The following is an 18,384-nucleotide window of genomic DNA, read 5'->3' on the forward strand; positions in this document are numbered from 1 at the left end:
TCGCGTGCAGTGTGAAAGAATTTCACCCTGCCGGTGTGAGCACGGTCCGATGGAGACCGTCGACGCCACCATCTCTTTTTCCGTTCTCCGGATGCCGCGGCCGTTTCCCCCGGTCGCGCCGTGTCCGGACGTCGGCATGAGCGGGTGGGGCAGGACGCCCGCCCCGGCGCCTGCCCCTGTCCACCTCGCGCGACGGAACGACGGAACCAAGCCACATGACACAACTGGATGAGATGGCCGCGAGCCCGGGCGCCGCAGGCCCGGTGGACAGTGCGCAGGGCGCGGACGGCGGTGACAAGCCCAGCCGTTACGCGAAGAAGGCGGTGTTCGCCTCCTCCCTCGGCTACGCGATGGACGGCTTCGACCTGCTGATCCTGAGCTTCGCCCTCGCCGCCATCTCCGCCGACCTGGGCCTGGACAAGGCGCAGGGCGGCTCGCTCGCCACCATCACGCTCATCGGCGCCGTCGTCGGCGGACTCGGGTTCGGGATGCTCGCCGACCGGATCGGCCGGGTGAAGGTCCTCACGTACTCGGTGATCTTCTTCGCCGTGTTCACCGGCCTCTCGGCGCTCGCGACCTCGTACGGGGAGCTGTCCGCGTTCCGGTTCCTGGCCGGCGTCGGCATCGGTGGCGAGTTCGGCATCGGCATGACGCTCGCCGCGGAGGCGTGGCCGAGCAAGAAGCGGGCCCGCGCCACGTCGCTGGTCGCGCTCGGTTTCCAGGCGGGTGTGCTGGCCGCCGCGCTCATCTCGGCGCCGGTGCTCGGCGCCTGGGGCTGGCAGGGTTTGTTCCTGATCGGCGCGGTGCCCGCGGTGGTCGCCATCGCGCTGCGCTCCCGGCTGCACGAGCCCGAGCACTTCACGCGCACCCGCAGCGAGGGCCCGCGCCTGTCGACGCTCGCCTCACTGAGGCTGCTGGTGAAGGACGGCCCCACGGCCCGCGCCAGCTTCGGCGTCCTGGTCCTGACCTCGGTCCAGAACTTCGGCTACTACGGCATCATGACGTGGCTGCCGACCTACCTGAGCGAGCGGTTCGGCTACAGCCTCACCAAGTCCTCGGGCTGGACCGCCGTCACCGTCGTCGGCATGGCGCTCGGCATCCTCCTCTTCGGCGAACTCGCCGACCGCCTCGGCCGCCGCAGGACGTTCTGGTTCTTCCAGGTCGGCGCGGCCGTCTCCGTCCTCGCGTACAGCCAGCTCGTCTCGCCCTGGGCGCTGCTCGTCGGCGGCGCCGTGATGGGCCTCTTCGCCAACGGCATGACCGGCGGCTACGGCGCGCTGATGGCCGAGCTGTACCCGACGCAGGTGCGGGCCACCGCGCAGAACACCCTGTTCAACATCGGCCGTGCGGTGGGCGGCTTCGCGCCCGTCGTCGTGGCCCTGTGCGCGGACCGGTGGGGCTTCGCCGTCGCCATCGGCCTGCTGTCCGCGATCTACGTCGCCGACATCCTCGCCATGTTCGTCATCCCGGAGCGCAAGGGCGCGCGGCTCGCCTGAGGGCTTGTGGCAGCACCCGCGCAGGGTGCTCGCCTTTGGGGCGGGCGGGCCGCATGCTGGGACCGGACGCCCGCGCCGAAGGGGAGGCCGCCGTGACCGCTCGCGATCAGGACCTGCGTACCCAGAAGATCTGGGCCCGCGACGCGCCCCACTACGACGGCTGGATGCGCCGCTTCGACCGCCTCATGCTCCGCGGCGGGCGCGACCGGCTGTGCGAGCGGGCGCACGGCCGGGTCCTGGAGGTCGCCGTCGGCACCGGCCTGAACCTGCCGCACTACCCCAAGGGCACCGACCTGACCGGGGTCGACCTCTCCCCGGACATGCTGGCCCGCGCCCGGGTGCGGGCCGCGGACCTGGGCGTCGACGCCACGCTCAGCGAGGCGTCGGCGACCCGGCTCCCGTTCCCCGACGGCTCCTTCGACACGGTCGTCTGCGCGCTGGCCCTGTGCTGCATCCCCGACGACCGCGCGGCCGTCGCCGAGATGCACCGCGTCCTCGCACCTGGCGGCACGCTCCTCCTGATCGACCATGTCATCAGCCACCGATTCGCCGTCCGCACGCTCCAGCGGGCCATCGAACCCCTGATGCTGAAACTCGCCGACGACCACCAACTCCGCCGCCCGCTGCACCTCGTACGGGAGGCGGGATTCAGCGTCGTCGAGCGTGAGCGCTACAGCTTCGGTGTGATCGAACGGCTCGTCGCGGTCAAGTCCGGGCAGGAGTGAGGGAGTCCACGACGGCGGCGAGGTCCGCGCCCGCGCGCAGCAGTTCCACGGAGCGCGCGGCGATCTGGTCGAGGCGTTCCACGAGGATGCGCCGGACGCGCTCAGGACCGCCGCCCTCCTCCAGTGAGTGCAGCGAGTCGATGATGTCCCGCACCGCGGGAATGCCGTATCCGCTGCCGCGCAGCGCCGCGACGATCCTGGCCGCGCCGATCGCCGAGGGGGCGTAGCGGCGGGCCCGGAGCGAGGTCACACGATCGGGCGCGACGAGGCCCTCCCGCTCCCAGAAGCGCAGCGTCGAGGTGCGGACGCCGAGCGCGGCGGCGAGTTCGGTGATGGTCATGGTGTCATCGCCCTCGGCCGCGGCATGGTGTGCGGCCTCGGACTCGATCGCCCACAACGCCCGCTGGGCGCGCAGCACTTCGTCGCGTTCGCGTGCGAGGCCGGCATGCACGGCGCTGATCGCGGCGGCCGCCTCCGCGAGCGTCCGCGTCCACAGCTGTGCCATCAGCTGCCGGGCGGCGACGGGCCCGATGGCTCCGGCCAGCCCCCGGTAGGCGCGCAGCGCCCGTACATGGACGGGTGTGTAGACCCGGTAGCCATTGCTCGACCGCGCGGCCGCCGGAACCACCCCGAGCCGTTCCAGGTCGCGCACCTGTTGCACGGAGTACCCCGACTCCCTGGCGACGTCGACGGTCCTGAGCGCGATCTGGTCTGCCATCGATCCCCTCTCAACCCCACATAAGCACTTCAAGCCGATGCTTGAACCATGACCAGCGACACGAGTATGGAACAGATCATCACGAGCGTGCGCGGCTTCGACGGCGCGCTCGTCCTCGCTCCGGAGCCCGGCGGCGATGCCCCCGAGATCGCTTGGGGCGACGCGTTCTTCTACTACGCGCCGGACGGCGAGGTCCCGCAGGCCGTGCAGCCGTACGGGACGATCGTCACCAAGAACTACCCGGGCGATGTGCTGTCGGACCTGGACGCACCCGGCCGCCTGCGGGTGAACATCCAGACCGACCGGGCCACGTTCCGACAGCTCACTGGAGAGTCCTCTGTGGACTACGCGGCCGTCGACACCGTGCTGCCGCACCCCGTGTACGGCGCCCAGGGCTGGGTCTGCGTCGTCAATCCCGGCGAGCGGACGTACGACACGGTCCTGCGGCTGCTGCGCGCCGCGCACGACGCGGCACGCGCCCGTTCCGAGCGCCGTCGGCAGGCGTGATCAGCAGACCGTGCCCGGCCGTGCGGCCGTCGCCCGCAGCAGCTCCCGCACCAGCTCGAAGTCGACGGCGGCCGCCTTCCGGAACCGCAGACACCCCTTGCCCATGTCCTGTCCGGCGAGCCGCTCGGTGAAGGCCTCACGCACGTCGCCGCGCATCAGATAGAAGGAGATGTACTGCTTCTGGCTCGCGAACGCGATCTCGGCGACACCGTCCCGCTCGTAGGCGGGCATGCCGTACGCCATGACCTCCGTGAAACCGGCCAACTCGGCGCGGCACAGCCGCCGGAGCTCGCTGAGCGCGGGCTTGCGCTCGTCGGGCAGTTCGGCGAGGTAGTCGTCCACGTTCGCGGCGGAGCTTTGCACCATGTCGTGATCGTACGTTGCCGGTTTCATGGCCGTCGGCGTGCTCGCTCACGCCTCGGCGCCGGAGACCTGGCACTCCGCTTCCCGTACGTGACGTGGTGTGTCGGCGACGGGCGTCGTCGGTCGGCGGGTGCCCGCGCGGGTGGCGCCGATGCCGGCTGCGACCACGAAGGCGATGCCGACCGCGGGGGCCAGGCCGGGATTCTGGCCGAGCACGACGAGGCCGACCAGCAGCGCGATGGCGGGTTCGAGGCTCATCAGGGTGCCGAAGGCCGACGTGGTCAGGCGGCGCAGGGCGAGGAATTCGAGGGCGAAGGGCAGGACGGGGCTCAGGGCGGCCAGGGCGAGCATGATCCACAGGGTCGGCCAGGTGACGTGGGCCGAGACGGCGGGCGCGGCGATGAGCATGCCGAGCACGCCGGCGACGGGCATGGAGACCGCGAGCCCCTTCAGGCCGGTGACACGGTCGCCTACGCGCTGGGTGAGCAGGATGTAGGCGGCCCAGCAGCCGGCCGCGGCGAGTGCGTACACCACGCCGAGCGCGTCGAGGCCGCCGTGCCAGGGTTCGGTCAGCAGGACGACGCCGATCGCGGCCGCCGCGGTCCATATCCGGCGGCCGTGGCCGGGCCCGAACAGGGAGACCGCCAGCGGGCCCAGGAACTCCAGCGCGCTCGCCGTGCCCAGGGGCAGGTGGGCGAGGGCCAGCATGAAGAACACCATCATCCCCGCGGTCGCGGCGCCGAGCACCGTGCAGGCCAGCAGGTCCGACGGCGTGAAGTCACGGCGGCGGGGCCGGACGAGGACGAGCAGGATCAGACCGGCCCAGCCCAGGCGGAGGCCCGCCGTGCCCAGCGCGGTGAGCTGGCCGAAGAGGGGGACGGTCAGGGCCGAGCCGAGCTGGACGGTGGACATGGAGGCGACCGCCATCGCGAATCCGGCTTGCGCGCCGCTGGGACGGGAGCGGTGTAGGGGCTGGGGCGAACTCATGGGCCATAGTCAATGCCCCATGCATCGTTCGTGTCCACGTGCCGATCATGGACGTACTGTTCGATGATCCTGGACAATGGCGGGATGGAGACACGACGGCTGCGACTCTTGGTGGAGCTGTCCCGGCTGGGCTCGATGCGCGCGGTCGCGGACACGGTGGGCACCACGACCTCGACGGTCTCGCAGCAACTCGCCGTGCTGGCCCGGGAGATGGGGGCCGAGCTGATCGAGCCGGAGGGGCGGCGGGTGCGGCTCACCCCGGCCGGACGGCGACTGGCCGAGCATGCCGCGGTGATCCTCGCGGCCGTCGAGACCGCGCGCCTCGACCTCGCTCCGGGGGCCGAGCCGAACGGAACACTGCGGGTGGCCGGGTTCGCCACCGCCATCCGCGTCCACCTGCTGCCCCTCGTCACCGAGCTGGCGGCCGGCCATCCCCGGCTGCACATCCTCGTCCGTGAGCACGAACCCGCTGAGGCCCTGGAACTGCTCGCGGCGGACGAGACCGATCTCGCGCTCACCTACGACTACAACCTGGCCCCCGCGGACCCGGACCCGGCGCTGCACACCACCGCGCTGTGGACCGCGCCCTGGGGCCTTGGCGTCCCCGCCGACGCCGAGGTGTCCGATGGGGCGGACACCCTTGAGGTCTTCGACGGGTTCCGCGCGCAGGACTGGATCGTGAACTCCCGTGGCACCTCCGACGCGACGGTCATCCACACCCTGGCCTCCATGGCGGGGTTCACACCCCGTGTCACCCACCAGGCGGACAGCCTCGACCTGGTCCAGGGCATGATCACCGCCGGGCTCGGAGTGGGACTGCTCCCCATGGACACCCCCACCGTCCCCGGGGTCCGGCTGCTGCCGCTCACCGGCCCCGAGGTGGTGCTGCGCGCCCATGTCGTCGGGCGCCACGGCCGCCTGGGCTGGCCGCCGCTCGCACTGGTCACCGACCTCCTCGCCCAGCGGACCGCGTCCCGGGCGACCGGTCAGTAGCCGGGGTATCAGCAGCTGCCGTATCAGTGCTGCTGTATCAGTAGCTGTCGTAGCTGGGCTCACCGTTCGGCCGGTAGACGCCGACGACGGTGCCGCCCTTCGTCGCCGAGACGCTGACCGGTTCGAGGGCGGTGGGGATCGCCCCGCCGGCGAACAGCCGCTTGCCGGTGCCGATGACGACCGGGTGGATGGTCAGCCGGTACTCGTCGACGAGCCCGTTGCCCATCAGGGTCTGGGCGAGGTCGCCGCTGCCGACGACGTTGATCTCACCGCCACCGGACGCTTGCAGCTTGCGCACCGCGTCGACGACGTCGCCCTCCAGAAGCGTGGAGTTCTGCCACTCGACGGACGTCAGGGTCCGGGACGCCACGTACTTGCGCATGCTGTTCATCCGCTCGGTGAACGGGTTGCCGGGATCGGCGGTCGGCCAGTACGAAGCGAAGAGCTCGTACGTCTTGCGGCCCAGCAGCATCGCCTCGGCGTGCTCGTACCAGCCGGCGATGGCCGCGCCGACCTCCTCGTCGTCCGTCGGCTTCTGCCAGCCGCCGTGCTCGAACCCGTTCTCGGCGTCCTCGTCGGTGGCGCCCGGCGCCTGCATCACGCCGTCCAGCGTCAGGAACGTACAGACGATGATCCTGCTCATGGTGTGCTCCCTTCGTCGACGGGTAGACCGGACAACCGCCGGAAACTCATCGAAGGGACCCTCCGGGAGCACACCGCACCGCGCGGCCGTCTACAGCCCGTCTACAGCCCGTACGTCTTGCCGATGATGTCCCGCTGGATCTCGCTCGTCCCGCCGTACACCGTCGACACGACCGTCGCCCGCAGCAGGGCCTCCATGCCGTACTCGGTGGCATAGCCGTAGCCACCCATCATCTGCATGCCCTCCAAGGTGATGTGCTTCGCCAGCTCCGTGCACTTGAGCTTCGCCATCGAGGCCTCGCGGGGGAACACCTTGCCCGGCTCCGCGTCGATCGTCGCGGCGGTGTCGTCCAGGAGGAGCTGCGCGCACTCCAGTTCCGTCGCCATGTCGGCGATGCGGTGCTTGAGCGCCTGGAAGGAGCCGATGGGGCGGCCGAACTGCTCGCGCTGGCGGACGTACGCCAAGGTGTCGTCGAAGGCCCGGCGCGCCACGCCCAGCATCATCGCGGCGAGGATCATCCGCTCCAGGTTCAGGCCCGCCATCAACTGCGTCCAGGCCTTCCCCGGCGCGCCGACCACCGCCGAGTCCGGGACGAAACAGTCCGTGAAGTAGAGGTCGTTGACCTCCTTGCCGCCCATCGTGTCGATGCCCCTGATGGTCAGGCCCTCGGCGTCCGCCGGCACCATGAACTGGGTCAGGCCCTCGTGCTTCGCCGAACCCGGTTCCGTGCGGGCGATGAGGAGGATGTGGTCGGCGAAGTGCGCGTTGGAGCACCACGTCTTCTGGCCGTTGACCAGATAGCCGCCCGCGGTGCGCTCCGCACGGCAGGTCAGCGCGCCCACGTCCGAACCGGCGCCCGGCTCGGACATCGAGACCGACTCGACCCGGCCGTTCACCACGCCTTCGAGGATGGTGCGCTTCTGCGCCTCGGTGCCGAACTTTTCGTACGCCGCCGCGGTGATGATCGTCGTCCCGAAACCGCTGATGGGGGCCCGGCCGTAGGACGTCTCCTGGAGGAAGAGGGAGAGATCCACCATGCCGCGTCCTGCGCCGCCGTACTCCTCGGGGACGGCGATGCCGAGCCAGCCGAGCTTCGCCATCTTCTCGTACAGCTGCTGGTTGTGGTGCTCCGCGCCATTGGCCGTCAGCTTGTCGCGCTGTTCCTTCGTGCCGCACTCGCGACCGCAGAAGTCCGCGATGGCCTTGACCAGATCGCCACGTTCATCGGACAGGACTCGGGGCATGGTGTGTCTCCTGAGGAATACGAAAGGTGTGTACGTGACGTGTGGTCAGCCGTTGCGTACCGCGGGGAAGACGGTGTGCAGCAGGTGGAGCACCGAGCGGGTGAGCATCACGTGCAGGTCGTCACGGGTGAGCGTGCCGCGCTCCAGCCACTCGTGGGACGCGGACTTGAGCATGGCGCTGTGGGCGCGGATCATCGCGCGGAGCTTCTCGCGGCCCGCGTCCTCGTCGACGTCCGTCATCATGGCGGCTTCGAGGATCCGGTCGGTGGCGATCTCGTCGGCCTCCAGCATGATCCGGTCGACCTCCGGGTCGCCGAGGGACTCCATGCCGATGGCCGCGAGCCACATCTCCCGGTTCCGCTCGACGACTTCGAGCCAGCGGTCGACGCAGACGGCCAGGCGCTCCTCGGCCGTGGTCCGCGGCAGCCGCTGTGACACGGAGGCCGGGATGACCATCATCTGCCGCACCACTTCCAGGTACAGCTGCCGCTTGTCGCCGAAATAGTGGTTGACCAGGGCCCGGGCCACGCCGGACTCGGCCGCGATGTCCGAGATCGACACCGAGGCGTAGCCGGCGGACCCGAACCGTCGGCGGGCCACGGCGAGGATCTCGGCGCGGCGCGCGTCGGGTTCCATCCGGCGCCGCCGGGTGGCCTGGGCCTTGCCTCCCATGGGCGCGTTACTCCTTGCCGGCGGACGCGTGCGACTCGTCCGACTCATTCGGCTCGTCCGGCTCGTACAGCGACTCGATCGTCGCCGCGTACAGGTCGTCGATGGCCCGGCGGCGCAGGCTCAGCTTGGGCGTCAGCTCGCCGGTCTCCGCGGTCCACGGGCCCGCGACGACCCGGTACCGCTTGACCTGTTCCACCCGCGAGAGCACCGCGTTGGCCTCCTCGACCGCGGCGTCCAGCGCCGTCAACACATCGGCGTGCACGGCGAGTTCGTCGAGTCGGGTCGTGGGGAGGCCGTTGGCGCGCGCCCAATGCGGCGCCGCCTCCTCGTCGAGGACGAGCAGCGCCGTGAGATAGCGGCGCCGGTCGCCGATCGCGACGGCCTGGCCGATCAACGGGTGTGCCCGCAGCAGCGACTCGATCTTCGTCGGGGCGATGTTCTTGCCGCCGGCGGTGATGATGAGTTCCTTCTTGCGGTCCGTGACGGTGACGATGCCCCGGGAGTCGACGGTCCCGACGTCACCGGTCGGCAGCCAGCCGTCGGCGTCCGTGCCGGAGGCGATGTCGCCGTCCGCTTGGAGGTAGCCGGAGAAGACGACGGGGCCGCGGACGAACAGTTCGCCGTCCTTGGCCTCCCTGACCTCGATGCCGGGCCCCGGGCGGCCGACCGAGCCGAGGGCGAACACGTCGGGTGTGCTGACCGTGGCCGCGCCCGTCGTCTCGCTCAGGCCCCACACCTCGTACACGGGCAGGCCCACGCTCGCCAGGAACTCCAGGACGGCCGTGGGGATCGGCGCGGCGCCGCTGAACGCCCGCAGGCAGTCGTCGAAGCCGATCGCGGCGCGCAGCGGGCGCAGTGCCAGCTCGTCCAACGTCTGTAGCTGCTCGGCCAGTTCGGTCGGTACGTCCTTCCCCGCGGAGCGCAGCCGGAAGACTTCGAGCGCCGTCTTCTGCGCCTGCGCCAGGGCCGTCGCCTGCTGCTCGGGCAGCGCCGCGAGCTGGGTGCGCAGGCCGGTGGTGAGCTTCTCCCACACCCGTGGCACACCGAAGAAGCCGTGCGGGCGGACCTTCTGCAGCGCGGGCAGCAGCTGGTCGGGGGAGGGGCAGATGGTGACATGCCCTGCGCTGCAGATCGGCATGTAGATCCCGAGGACCCGCTCCGCGATGTGCGCCATCGGCAGGTACGCGACCGAACGCGGGTGCTCGGGCAGCGGCACCAACTGCTCCTGCATGACGGACTCGTGGATGACGTTGCGGTGCGAGAGCACCACGCCCTTGGGGTCGCCGGTGGTGCCCGAGGTGTAGACGAGGGCCAGCGGCTGGTCCGTGGTGACGGCGTCGGTGAGCGTCTCGAAGGCGGCGTCGTCGGGCGGCAGCGCATTGCGCACGGCCGCGTAGCTGACGAATCGCGGGTCGTCGGTGGGTGCGGCCGACCAGTCGAGGACGACGACGGCGCGCAGATGGGGCAGGTCGTCGAGGACCGGCGCCCAGCGCCGCACCTGCTCCTCGCCCTCCAGGACCAGCACGGTGGCCGCGCTGTGCCGGGCGATGACGCCGATCTGCTCGGTGCTCAGGGTGTCGTACGTGCTGCAGGGCAGCGCGCCGATGTGGGCGGCGGCCAGGTCGGTGACCCAGTGCTCGGCCCGCTTCGACATCGCGATGAGCAGGCGATCGCCGCGGCTCAGGCCGAGTTGGCCGAGGCCGCGGGTGAGTGCGGCGGTCTCGGCGCGCAGTTGGGTCCAGGTCAGGGTGCCCGCGTCCGGACCGATGCCGGTGGTGAGGGCGGGTCGGTCCCCGAACTCCTGGGCGTTGCGGCGCAATAGCTTGGTGATCGTCAGTCCGTCAACGGACTGACGTAGCGGCTCTGTTGACGTCACGGCGGCTCCCGGAAACGTACGACGGAACGTGCGGGGTGGGGCGGACTGTGCGTGAGCGGTGCCCACCGTGGACCGTTATTGGCGCTGTGTCAATAAGTCGCGTCGTCGTAGCCGGGGACCAGTTCCGGTGGCTGGGCCTACGCCGGTGGGCCCAGCATCGGCACCAGGAACTGCCGGGCCACCTCCCGCATCCGCTCGTCGTCGTCCAGGTCGATGACGTGGCTGGGCACGACCAGGAACGACGTGCAGACACGCACCATCATCTCCGCCACCACATCCACGTCCACCCCGTCGGCGACCTGTCCCGCCCGCTGCTCCTCGCGAAGCCGCGCGGCGACGAACTGCTGGACCACGTACTGGGTGCGGCCCCCGTCGGTGGTCATCGACGGCACCACGGAATCCGGTTCGACCGCCAGCAGGCCGCCGATGAGCCGGTTGTGGCGGATCGCGCGCAGCGAGCTCACGAAGCCCAGGACGACCCGGTCGGCGACCGTGTCCGCGCCGCGGATCTCGGTCGCGAACTGCTCGAAGTAGCGCCGGAATTCACGCCGCACGACGTGCTCGACCAGCGCCTCCTTCGTGTCGAACCGGCGGTAGACGGTGATCCGGGAGACGCCCGCGAGCCGCGCCACGTCGGCCATCGTCGAGCGCTTGATGCCCATCCGGCAGAACAGTTCGTACGCGGCGTCGAGCAGCCGGACGGTCACCTCGTCCGTGTCGCCGGCGGTGTCGGCCTCGACGGCGGATTCGCTGAAGGCCAGCTCGAGCACGTTCGGTTCCACAGGTGCCTCCCTGATTGCGTGAAGCCTCTGGCGTTCATGCCTCGTCTGTGCTCCCCTGTGGTACTGATACAGAGATGCTCAACGTGTTTCATCGTACCAAGGCAACTGCCGTCTCGGCAGGGTCTGTTGCCGGTCGAGCGAGTCACGGAACTCAAGGAGGAGTTCGGAGCGATGGATGGCTTGAGCAGGCGGAACATATTGCTCGCGGGCGGCGCCCTCGGCGCGCTGGGAACACTCGGTGCGGCGTCCCCCGTGAGCGCCCGATCCCTGTGGACGTGGTCCCCGGGTGACTCGGTCGCCGGGGCGGGCGCGGGTGTCGACCCCGAGTGGGTCTGGGACGACGAGGTGGACCGGCTCATCGCCTCGGTCATCGACCGCGGCGACGTAGCGAAGGTGAACGAGCAGCTGCGCACCTGGACCCGCAACGACCAGGCGGCACCGGCCGGACTCCCGCAGGACGTACGGGAGTTCATGGACAAGGCGCGCCAACTTCCCTCCTGGGCCGACCGGGACAAGCTGGAGACGGCGGCCGAGTTCAACAAGACGCGCGGCTTCTACCTCAACGTGCTCAACGGGATCGGCGGCGGCATGCTCAGCACCGCCATCCCCCGCGAGGCGCGCGCCGTGTACTACTCCAAGGGCGGCGCCGACATGGAGGACCGCGTCGCCAAGACGAGCATCCTCGGCTTCTCCGTCGGCGACCTCAACGCCTACCGCGCCGACGGCGACTGCGTCGTGCAGGCCGTCAAGACCCGCATGGTGCACGCGGCGGTGCGGCATCTGCTGCCCACGTCACCTGCCTGGTCGCAGGTCAGCGGTGGCCAGAAGATCCCGATCAGCCAGGCCGACATCCTCGTCACCTGGCACAGCCTCGCCACGTACGCGAGGGGCAAGCTGCTGGAGTGGAAGGTGCCGGTGAGCCCGGCCGAGTCCGATGCCTATCTGCACCTGTGGCAGGTCACCGTGCACATGCTCGGCGTCCAGGACCAGTACATCCCGAAGACGTGGGACGCCGCCAACGCCCAGTCCAAGCAGGTCCTCGACCCGATCCTCACCTCCACGAACGAAGGCGTCGAGCTCACCGACATCCTGCTCGGCCAGCTCGCGGAACAGACCAGCCCCGGCGGGATCGACCGGCCGCTGTGCAACGCGCTCGCCCGCTATCTCGTCGGTGACCGGGTCGCCGACATGGACCGCATCCCTCAGGAGCCGTTCTGGGAGAAGACGATCGCGACGGTCTGGCCGAAGCTCGTCGCCTTCCGCGAAGGGCTGCTGCCGCTGCCCCTGGTGCCGCCGCTCGCCTGGACGGTCGACGAGGCGGCACGCCAGTACATCCTCGCCTTCCTCACGAAGGGCAAGGGCACCGCCATCGAGATCCCCGACACCAACCGGCCCAGCGGCCGTTGAGGAGACGAGACCAGCGATGAACGGAAACGACGGACAGCACGGGCTCAGCAGACGGAACATGCTCCTCGCGGGTGGGGCGTTGGGCGCCTTCGGTGCGATCGGCCTCGCGTCACCCGCCAGCGCCCGGTCCCTGTGGACCTGGTCACCGAAGGCCTCCATCGCCGGTTCCGGCGCGGGCATCGACCCCGAGTGGGTGTGGGACGAGCAGGCCGACCCGGTGATCGCCGGAGTCATGAAGCGCGGTGAAGTCGCCAAGGTCAACGACCTCCTCGCGCAATGGAAGCGCAACGACCAGCCGCTGCCCGACGGACTGCCGGCAGACCTGCGGGCGTTCATGGAGGACGCCCGCAAGCTGCCCTCCTGGGCGGACACCGGCAAGCTCGACCGAGGCTCCAAGTTCAGCAAGACCAAGGGCATCTACGTGGGTGCCCTGTACGGCCTCGGCAGCGGCCTCATGAGCACCGCCATACCCCGCGAGTCACGCGCCGTGTACTACTCCAAGGGCGGCGCGGACATGAAGGACCGCATCGCCAAGACCGCCAAACTCGGCTACGACATCGGGGACTTGGACGCCTACAAGCCCGAGGGCTCGATGGTCGTGACCGCGGTCAAGACACGGATGGTGCACGCGGCGGTGCGGCACCTGCTGCCGCAGTCCCCGGCGTGGACACAGGTCAGCGGCGGGCAGAAGATCCCGATCAGCCAGGCCGACATCCTCGTCACCTGGCACAGCCTCGCCACCTTCGTCATGCGCAAGCTGAAGGACTGGGGTGTGCGCATCAGCGCCGCCGACGCGGACGCGTATCTGCATGTGTGGCAGGTGAGCGCGGCCATGCTCGGCGTCCAGGACGAGTACATCCCGAAGACATGGGACGCCGCCAACGCCCAGTCGAAGCAGGTCCTCGACCCGATCCTCGCGCACACCAAGGAGGGCGAGGCGCTGACCGATGTTCTCCTCGGCATCGTGGCCGAACTGGACTTGGGACTGACCCGCCCCCTGATCAGCGCGTTCTCCCGGTATACGCTGGGCGGCCGGGTCGGCGACATGATCGGCCTGTCCAAGGAACCGATCCTGGAACCGCTTGTCGCGGGCGCCTGGCCACTGCTCGTGGCCTTCCGCGAGGGGCTCATCCCCGTCCCGGGGGTGCCGGCGGTCATGTGGACATTGGAAGAGGCGATCCGTCGGTTCGTGCTCCTGTTCCTGGCCGAGGGGCAGCCGATCGCCATCAACCTTCCGGATATGAACCGGCCGGAGTGAGAGAGAGTATGCGCAGACGACAGTTGCTCGGCTACGTACTGGCGGCACCCACGCTGGTCGCCGCGGCCGAACTCGCACCGGTAAGGGAAGCGGCCGCCTCGGGGGCCACGGCGAAGGATGTGGCGGGGGCCGGCGGCCTGCCGTCCCTCGACATCACGGAGGTCGTCGACCTCAACGACGCCATGACCCTGGCGGCCGCGCCGACCTCCGCGCTCATCACGATCCAGGTGAACAAGGACGGCACGGTGTTCTTCGCGCTGCCGCGCGCGGAGGTAGGTCAGGGCATCACCACTTCGACGGCGATGCTGATCGCGGAGGAGATGGACGTACCCCTCGACCGGGTGCACGTCACGCTCGCCGACGCCCGCCCGGAACTCCTCTTCAACCAGCTCACCGGCGCCTCCAACACGACGATCGCCACCTACACCCCGGTGCGGGTGGCGGCCGCCATCGCGCGCGGCCGGCTCCTCGACGCGGCGGCGCTCGAACTGGGCGCGCTGGTCAGCGAATTGAAGGTCAAGGCAGGAGTCATCCTCAGCTCGGCCGGCAAGAGCATCGGCATCGGCGAGCTCGCGGAGAAGGCCGCCGCGACCACGACGCAGAAGGCCACGGCGCGCCTCAAGTCCGCCGACGAGTTCACCGTCATCGGTACGCCCCAGGGCCGCGTCGACGCCCGCGACGCCGTCACCGGACGCAAAAAGTTCGCCATGGACCTCGCCGTGCCGGACGCGCTGCCCACCATGGTGTGCCGCGCTCCCACCATCAACGGCAAGGTCGCCTCGGTGGCCAACCTCGACGCGGTACGGGCCATGCCCGGTGTCACCGACGCCGCGGTCGTCTCCACCGGAGTCGCCGTGCGCGCCCGCACCTTCGGCCAGTGCATCGACGCCGTACGCGCCCTGGAGGTGTCGTGGCGGGGCGGCACGGCGGAGGGCAAGTCCGACGACACGGTCCTCGCCGAGCTGAAGAAGGCCGAACCCTCCATGGGGCTGCCTTCGTTGAGCCGCACCGTGGAAGAGCGCTTCACCTTCCACTTCCGCGGCAACAGCGCACTGGAGCCCAACTGCGCGATCGCCGACGTCCGTTCCGGCAAGGCGGAGATCTGGGGCGGCCTCAAGTCGCCGATCGTCGCCAAGCAGACCATCGCGGCCCGCCTCGGCCTCCCGGTCGGCGCCGTCACCGTCCATGTCACCGAGAGCGGCGGCTCCTTCGGCCGCAAGCTGTTCTTCGACGCGGCCCTCGAAGCCGCCGAGATCTCCCAGAAGATGGGCAAGCCCGTCCGGCTCATGTGGCACCGCGCCGACGACGCACGCCAGGGCCGCGCCCACCCGATGGCCACCTCGCGCGTACGCGCCTCGTACGCGGGCGACAAGGTGCTCGGCTTCAAGCAGCGGCACACCAGCGTCTCCACCGACCTCGGCATGGGCTTCGGTGAGGCACTCACCTCCGTGGCCGCGAAGCTACCGGTCGCCGACCTCGCCTTCTCCGAGACGTTCTTCCAGCTGTCGCAGTCGATGCCGTACGAGTTCGGGGCCTACAGCAGGCTCCTCAACGAGACGGACAAGGGCTTCAACACCGGCAGCATGCGCAACGTCTACTCGCCCGACGTGACCTGCGCCCGCGAGCTCATCGTCGACCGGCTCGCCGCGAAGATGGGCAAGGACCCGCTCGCGTTCCGCCGCGACTTCCTGCACGACAAGCGGGCGCGCGCGGTCCTCGACAAGGTCGCCGAGGTCGGCCAGTGGGGGAGGAGCCTGCCGGACGGTGTGGCACAAGGTGTGGCCGTGCACACGGAGTACCACGCGGTCAACGCGGTCCTGGTGGAGATCGACTGCCGCCCGGAGACGGTGAACCGGCCGATCCGTGACGGCGTCACGGGGCCCCGTGTCACCAAGGCGGTGTGCGCGGTGGACGTGGGTCTCGCGGTGAACCCCCGGGGCCTTCAGGCCCAGATGATGGGCTGCCTCATGGACGGCATCGCGCAGACCCTCACGTCGAGCCTGCACCTGAAGGACGGCCACTTCCTGGAAGCGAGCTGGGACAACTACCTCTACACGCGCCAGTGGAATACTCCGCCCGAACTCGACATCATCGTCATGCCGAACACGAGCGAAAAGCCCGGCGGGGCAGGGGAGTTGGGGGTCGCCGCATCCATGGCAGCCGTGGCGTGCGCGTACGCGCGGGCGACCGGCACGATGCCGACGACGTTCCCCATCAACCACGACACCCTCTCCTTCACCCCCAAGCCGACCGTCCCGCCGGTCCCGCAGTCACCGACCGACGGCCGCGAACACACCATCTGACCCACCGACGAATCAGGGAGACTGGAAAACCCGTGCCCAAGCACACTTTTCGCGTCAACGGCGAGCAGGTGACGGTCGACGTAGAGGACGACGTACGCCTGCTGTGGGTGCTGCGCGACATCCTGGGCGTCACAGGCCCGAAGTACGGCTGCGGAATCAACGTCTGCAAGGCCTGCACCAGCCACCTCAACGGCAAGGCCGTCAACCCCTGCTCGATCCCCGTCAAGGAGCTGGCCTCCGACGACGAGGTGACGACCATCGAGGGCCTCGCCGACACGGTGGACGCCGACCTGCACCCGATGCAACAGGCCTGGCTCGACCAGGACGTCGCCCAGTGCGGCTACTGCCAGCCCGGCCAGATCATGGCCGCGGTGGCGGTGGTCCGCCGGGCGAAGGACGAGGGCCGCGCCATCACCGACGCCGACCTCGACGGCATCCGGAACGTGTGCCGGTGCGGCACGTACTTCCGGATCCGGGAGGCGATCCGGGAGGGCGCGAAGGGGATGTGACGGGGGAGGGGGATGTGAGGGGCGAGGGGCGGTCGGGGTCACCCGGCGCGCCCCGGTGGGCGGCCGCCCGAGCGCACGGCCGCCCACCGAACCGTCAGCCCTCGGCTCCGGCCTCGGTGGATTCACCGCCGCCCGTGCGCAGCCACACGGCCGTGTCCGCGGGCAGTAGGCCCTCCTCCGTCAGGGGGCCGCTCGCCAACAGCACCTCTCCGGGCGGGAGATGGGCGGGCGGGCCGTCGACGTTCACCACGCACTCCCAGCCGTCCGGGCGGGTGAAGTGCAGCAGTTGCTCCGCCTCTCCCATCGCCGTGTCACCCGTGTCCGCCACGCCGTCGGCCTCGGCCGCGGCGGGAAGCCCCCACTTCCGGCGGGGCTCGCCCAGTACCTCGCTGCCGGGCGCACCCGGTCGCAGCAGTTCACGGCGCAACCTCAACGCCGCCCGGTAGAAAGCGAGATGAGAGTCGGGGTCCTGGTCCTGGGCCGCCACCGACAGGGTGCCGAAGCCCTCCGGCTGCGGCAGCCAGCCCGCCGCCTCCCCGAACCCGTACGACGGGCCGGTGCTCTCCCACGGCAGCGGCACCCGGCAGCCGTCCCTGCCCTTGCGGCGGCCGCCGGACTGCCCGTACACCGGGTCCTGGAGGTCCTCGACGCGCAGATCGGCCACCTCCGGCAGGCCCAGCTCCTCGCCCTGGTAGATGTACGCGGAGCCGGGCAGGGCCAGCATCAGCAGCGTGGCCGCGCGGGCACGGCGCAGGCCGAGTTCGCGGTCCGGCTCGGGGAGGCGGCCGTCGGCGCGCAGCCAGGCCTCCAGGTCGGTGCCGGGCGGCAGGCCGAGCCGTGAGGCATGCCGGACCACGTCGTGGTTGGACAGCACCCACGTCGCCGTCGCGCCCACCGAACCGGCCGCGTGCAGTGACTCCTCGATCACCTTGGCGAGATCGGGAGTGCGCCAAGGTGCCTGTAGGAACTCGAAGTTGAAGGCCTGGTGCAGCTCGTCGGGGCGGGTGTAGAGCACCCTGCGGGAGTTGGTCACCCAGGCCTCGGCCACGGCGACGCGCGGTGGGTTGTAGGAGTCGAGGACCGTGCGCCAGTCCCGGTAGATCTCGTGCACCTCGTCGCGGTCCCAGTACGGGTGGGTGCCCGGCGGCATGTCGTCGTGGATGCCCTTGTACTGGGGGCGGCCGATGTCCGCCAGCGGCCCGGCGAGGTCCTTGGCGCAGCCGTGGGCCACGTCGATGCGGAAGCCGTCGACGCCGCGGTCCGACCAGAAGCGCAGGGTCTCCAGGAAGTCGGCGCGTACGTCCTCGTGCTCCCAGTTCAGGTCGGGCTGTTCGGGGGCGAAGAGGTGCAGGTACCACTGCCCGTCGGGCACCTGCTGCCAAGCGTTGCCCGAGAAGCTGGCCTCCCAGTCGGTGGGCGGGAGCGAGCCGTCGGGCCCCGACCCGTCGCGGAAGACGTAGCGCTCGCGGGCCGGCGAGCCCGGCGGGGACGCGAGCGCTTCCTGGAACCAGGTGTGCTGGTCGGAGGTGTGGTTGGGGACGATGTCGACGAACACCTTCAGGCCGAGGCGGTGGGCCTTACCGACCATCGTGTCGAAGTCGTCGAGGGTGCCGAGACGGGGATCGACGTCCCGGTAGTCGGCGACGTCGTAGCCGCCGTCCTTCAGCTCCGAGGGGTAGAACGGGCTCAGCCAGATCGCGTCCACGCCGAGATCGGCGAGGTGGTCGAGGCGGCGCGTGATGCCGATCAGGTCACCGATGCCGTCACCGTTGGCGTCGGCGAAGCTGCGCGGATAGATCTGGTAGACGACGGCCTGACGCCACCAGTCGGCGTCCTGCGGGGAGTTGTCGGTGTGGTCGGTCATGCGGACTCCGTACGTTGTCGGGTGGCCGGAAGGGGGC

General features: G+C 70.3%; 17 protein-coding genes. 8 read left to right on the forward strand and 9 right to left on the reverse strand.

Features of this window, described 5'->3' with window-relative positions:
• The first annotated feature begins 215 nt into the window (after positions 1–215).
• Positions 216–1,496 (forward strand): MFS transporter, encoded by a 1,281-nt coding sequence (locus OKJ99_RS00830; protein WP_326013629.1) that lies wholly within the window; start codon positions 216–218, stop codon positions 1,494–1,496.
• 92 nt (positions 1,497–1,588) lie between these two features.
• Positions 1,589–2,221: a class I SAM-dependent methyltransferase gene (locus OKJ99_RS00835; RefSeq protein WP_326013630.1), complete on the forward strand. Its 633-nt coding sequence runs from the start codon at positions 1,589–1,591 to the stop codon at positions 2,219–2,221.
• Here OKJ99_RS00835 and OKJ99_RS00840 read toward each other — a convergent pair.
• Entirely contained in the window at positions 2,202–2,939 is a 738-nt protein-coding gene (locus tag OKJ99_RS00840; RefSeq protein WP_326013631.1) for a MerR family transcriptional regulator, read from the reverse strand. The genes OKJ99_RS00835 and OKJ99_RS00840 overlap by 20 nt on opposite strands.
• Positions 2,940–3,005: 66 nt before the next feature.
• Between OKJ99_RS00840 and OKJ99_RS00845 the strand changes: the two genes are divergently transcribed.
• Positions 3,006–3,446, forward strand: a complete 441-nt coding sequence (locus tag OKJ99_RS00845; protein ID WP_326013831.1) for a DUF6194 family protein — start codon at positions 3,006–3,008, stop codon at positions 3,444–3,446.
• Here the strand turns inward: OKJ99_RS00845 and OKJ99_RS00850 are convergent, their stop codons facing one another.
• Positions 3,447–3,812 (reverse strand): iron chaperone, encoded by a 366-nt coding sequence (locus OKJ99_RS00850; RefSeq protein WP_326013632.1) that lies wholly within the window; start codon positions 3,810–3,812, stop codon positions 3,447–3,449.
• Positions 3,813–3,857: 45 nt separating this feature from the next.
• On the reverse strand, positions 3,858–4,796 hold the full coding sequence (locus OKJ99_RS00855; protein ID WP_326013634.1) for an EamA family transporter: 939 nt from the start codon (positions 4,794–4,796) through the stop codon (positions 3,858–3,860).
• A gap of 84 nt (positions 4,797–4,880) precedes the next feature.
• Between OKJ99_RS00855 and OKJ99_RS00860 the strand changes: the two genes are divergently transcribed.
• A complete protein-coding gene (locus OKJ99_RS00860) occupies positions 4,881–5,789 on the forward strand; it encodes a LysR substrate-binding domain-containing protein (protein WP_326013635.1) in 909 nt (302 codons plus the stop codon).
• Positions 5,790–5,826: 37 nt separating this feature from the next.
• On the opposite strand, the gene OKJ99_RS00865 is transcribed toward OKJ99_RS00860, so the two are convergent.
• The 5 genes from OKJ99_RS00865 to OKJ99_RS00885 form a co-directional block, all read right to left on the reverse strand.
• On the reverse strand, positions 5,827–6,432 hold the full coding sequence (locus OKJ99_RS00865; protein WP_326013636.1) for a dihydrofolate reductase family protein: 606 nt from the start codon (positions 6,430–6,432) through the stop codon (positions 5,827–5,829).
• A gap of 101 nt (positions 6,433–6,533) precedes the next feature.
• Positions 6,534–7,676, reverse strand: a complete 1,143-nt coding sequence (locus OKJ99_RS00870; protein ID WP_326013637.1) for an acyl-CoA dehydrogenase family protein — start codon at positions 7,674–7,676, stop codon at positions 6,534–6,536.
• A 45-nt stretch (positions 7,677–7,721) separates the two neighbouring features.
• Positions 7,722–8,348 (reverse strand): TetR/AcrR family transcriptional regulator, encoded by a 627-nt coding sequence (locus OKJ99_RS00875; RefSeq protein ID WP_326013638.1) that lies wholly within the window; start codon positions 8,346–8,348, stop codon positions 7,722–7,724.
• 7 nt (positions 8,349–8,355) lie between these two features.
• Positions 8,356–10,224, reverse strand: coding sequence for an AMP-dependent synthetase/ligase (locus OKJ99_RS00880; RefSeq protein ID WP_326013639.1), 1,869 nt, complete (start codon positions 10,222–10,224; stop codon positions 8,356–8,358).
• A 137-nt stretch (positions 10,225–10,361) separates the two neighbouring features.
• Positions 10,362–11,006, reverse strand: a complete 645-nt coding sequence (locus OKJ99_RS00885) for a TetR/AcrR family transcriptional regulator (RefSeq protein ID WP_326013640.1) — start codon at positions 11,004–11,006, stop codon at positions 10,362–10,364.
• Between the two features lie 252 nt (positions 11,007–11,258).
• Here OKJ99_RS00885 and OKJ99_RS00890 point away from each other — a divergent pair, with 252 nt between their 5' ends.
• Genes OKJ99_RS00890 through OKJ99_RS00905 form a run of 4 tightly spaced genes read left to right on the forward strand, consistent with a single transcriptional unit; the run spans position 11,259 to position 16,483 of the window.
• Positions 11,259–12,413: an oxygenase MpaB family protein gene (locus OKJ99_RS00890; RefSeq protein ID WP_326013641.1), complete on the forward strand. Its 1,155-nt coding sequence runs from the start codon at positions 11,259–11,261 to the stop codon at positions 12,411–12,413.
• 16 nt (positions 12,414–12,429) lie between these two features.
• Positions 12,430–13,671 carry an oxygenase MpaB family protein gene (locus OKJ99_RS00895; protein ID WP_326013642.1) on the forward strand — a complete coding sequence of 414 codons (1,242 nt, stop codon included), beginning with the start codon at positions 12,430–12,432 and terminating at the stop codon, positions 13,669–13,671.
• 8 nt (positions 13,672–13,679) lie between these two features.
• Positions 13,680–15,974, forward strand: a complete 2,295-nt coding sequence (locus tag OKJ99_RS00900) for a molybdopterin cofactor-binding domain-containing protein (protein ID WP_326013643.1) — start codon at positions 13,680–13,682, stop codon at positions 15,972–15,974.
• Positions 15,975–16,006: 32 nt separating this feature from the next.
• The gene (locus OKJ99_RS00905) at positions 16,007–16,483 is read left to right on the forward strand and encodes a (2Fe-2S)-binding protein (protein WP_326013644.1); all 477 of its coding nucleotides are present in this window, start codon (positions 16,007–16,009) and stop codon (positions 16,481–16,483) included.
• A 94-nt stretch (positions 16,484–16,577) separates the two neighbouring features.
• On the opposite strand, the gene OKJ99_RS00910 is transcribed toward OKJ99_RS00905, so the two are convergent.
• Positions 16,578–18,347 (reverse strand): glycoside hydrolase family 13 protein, encoded by a 1,770-nt coding sequence (locus OKJ99_RS00910; protein WP_326013645.1) that lies wholly within the window; start codon positions 18,345–18,347, stop codon positions 16,578–16,580.
• Positions 18,348–18,384: the final 37 nt, after the last annotated feature.

The sequence above is a fragment of the Streptomyces endophyticus genome (assembly GCF_035798155.1).
GTDB classification, from domain to species: domain Bacteria; phylum Actinomycetota; class Actinomycetes; order Streptomycetales; family Streptomycetaceae; genus Streptomyces; species Streptomyces endophyticus.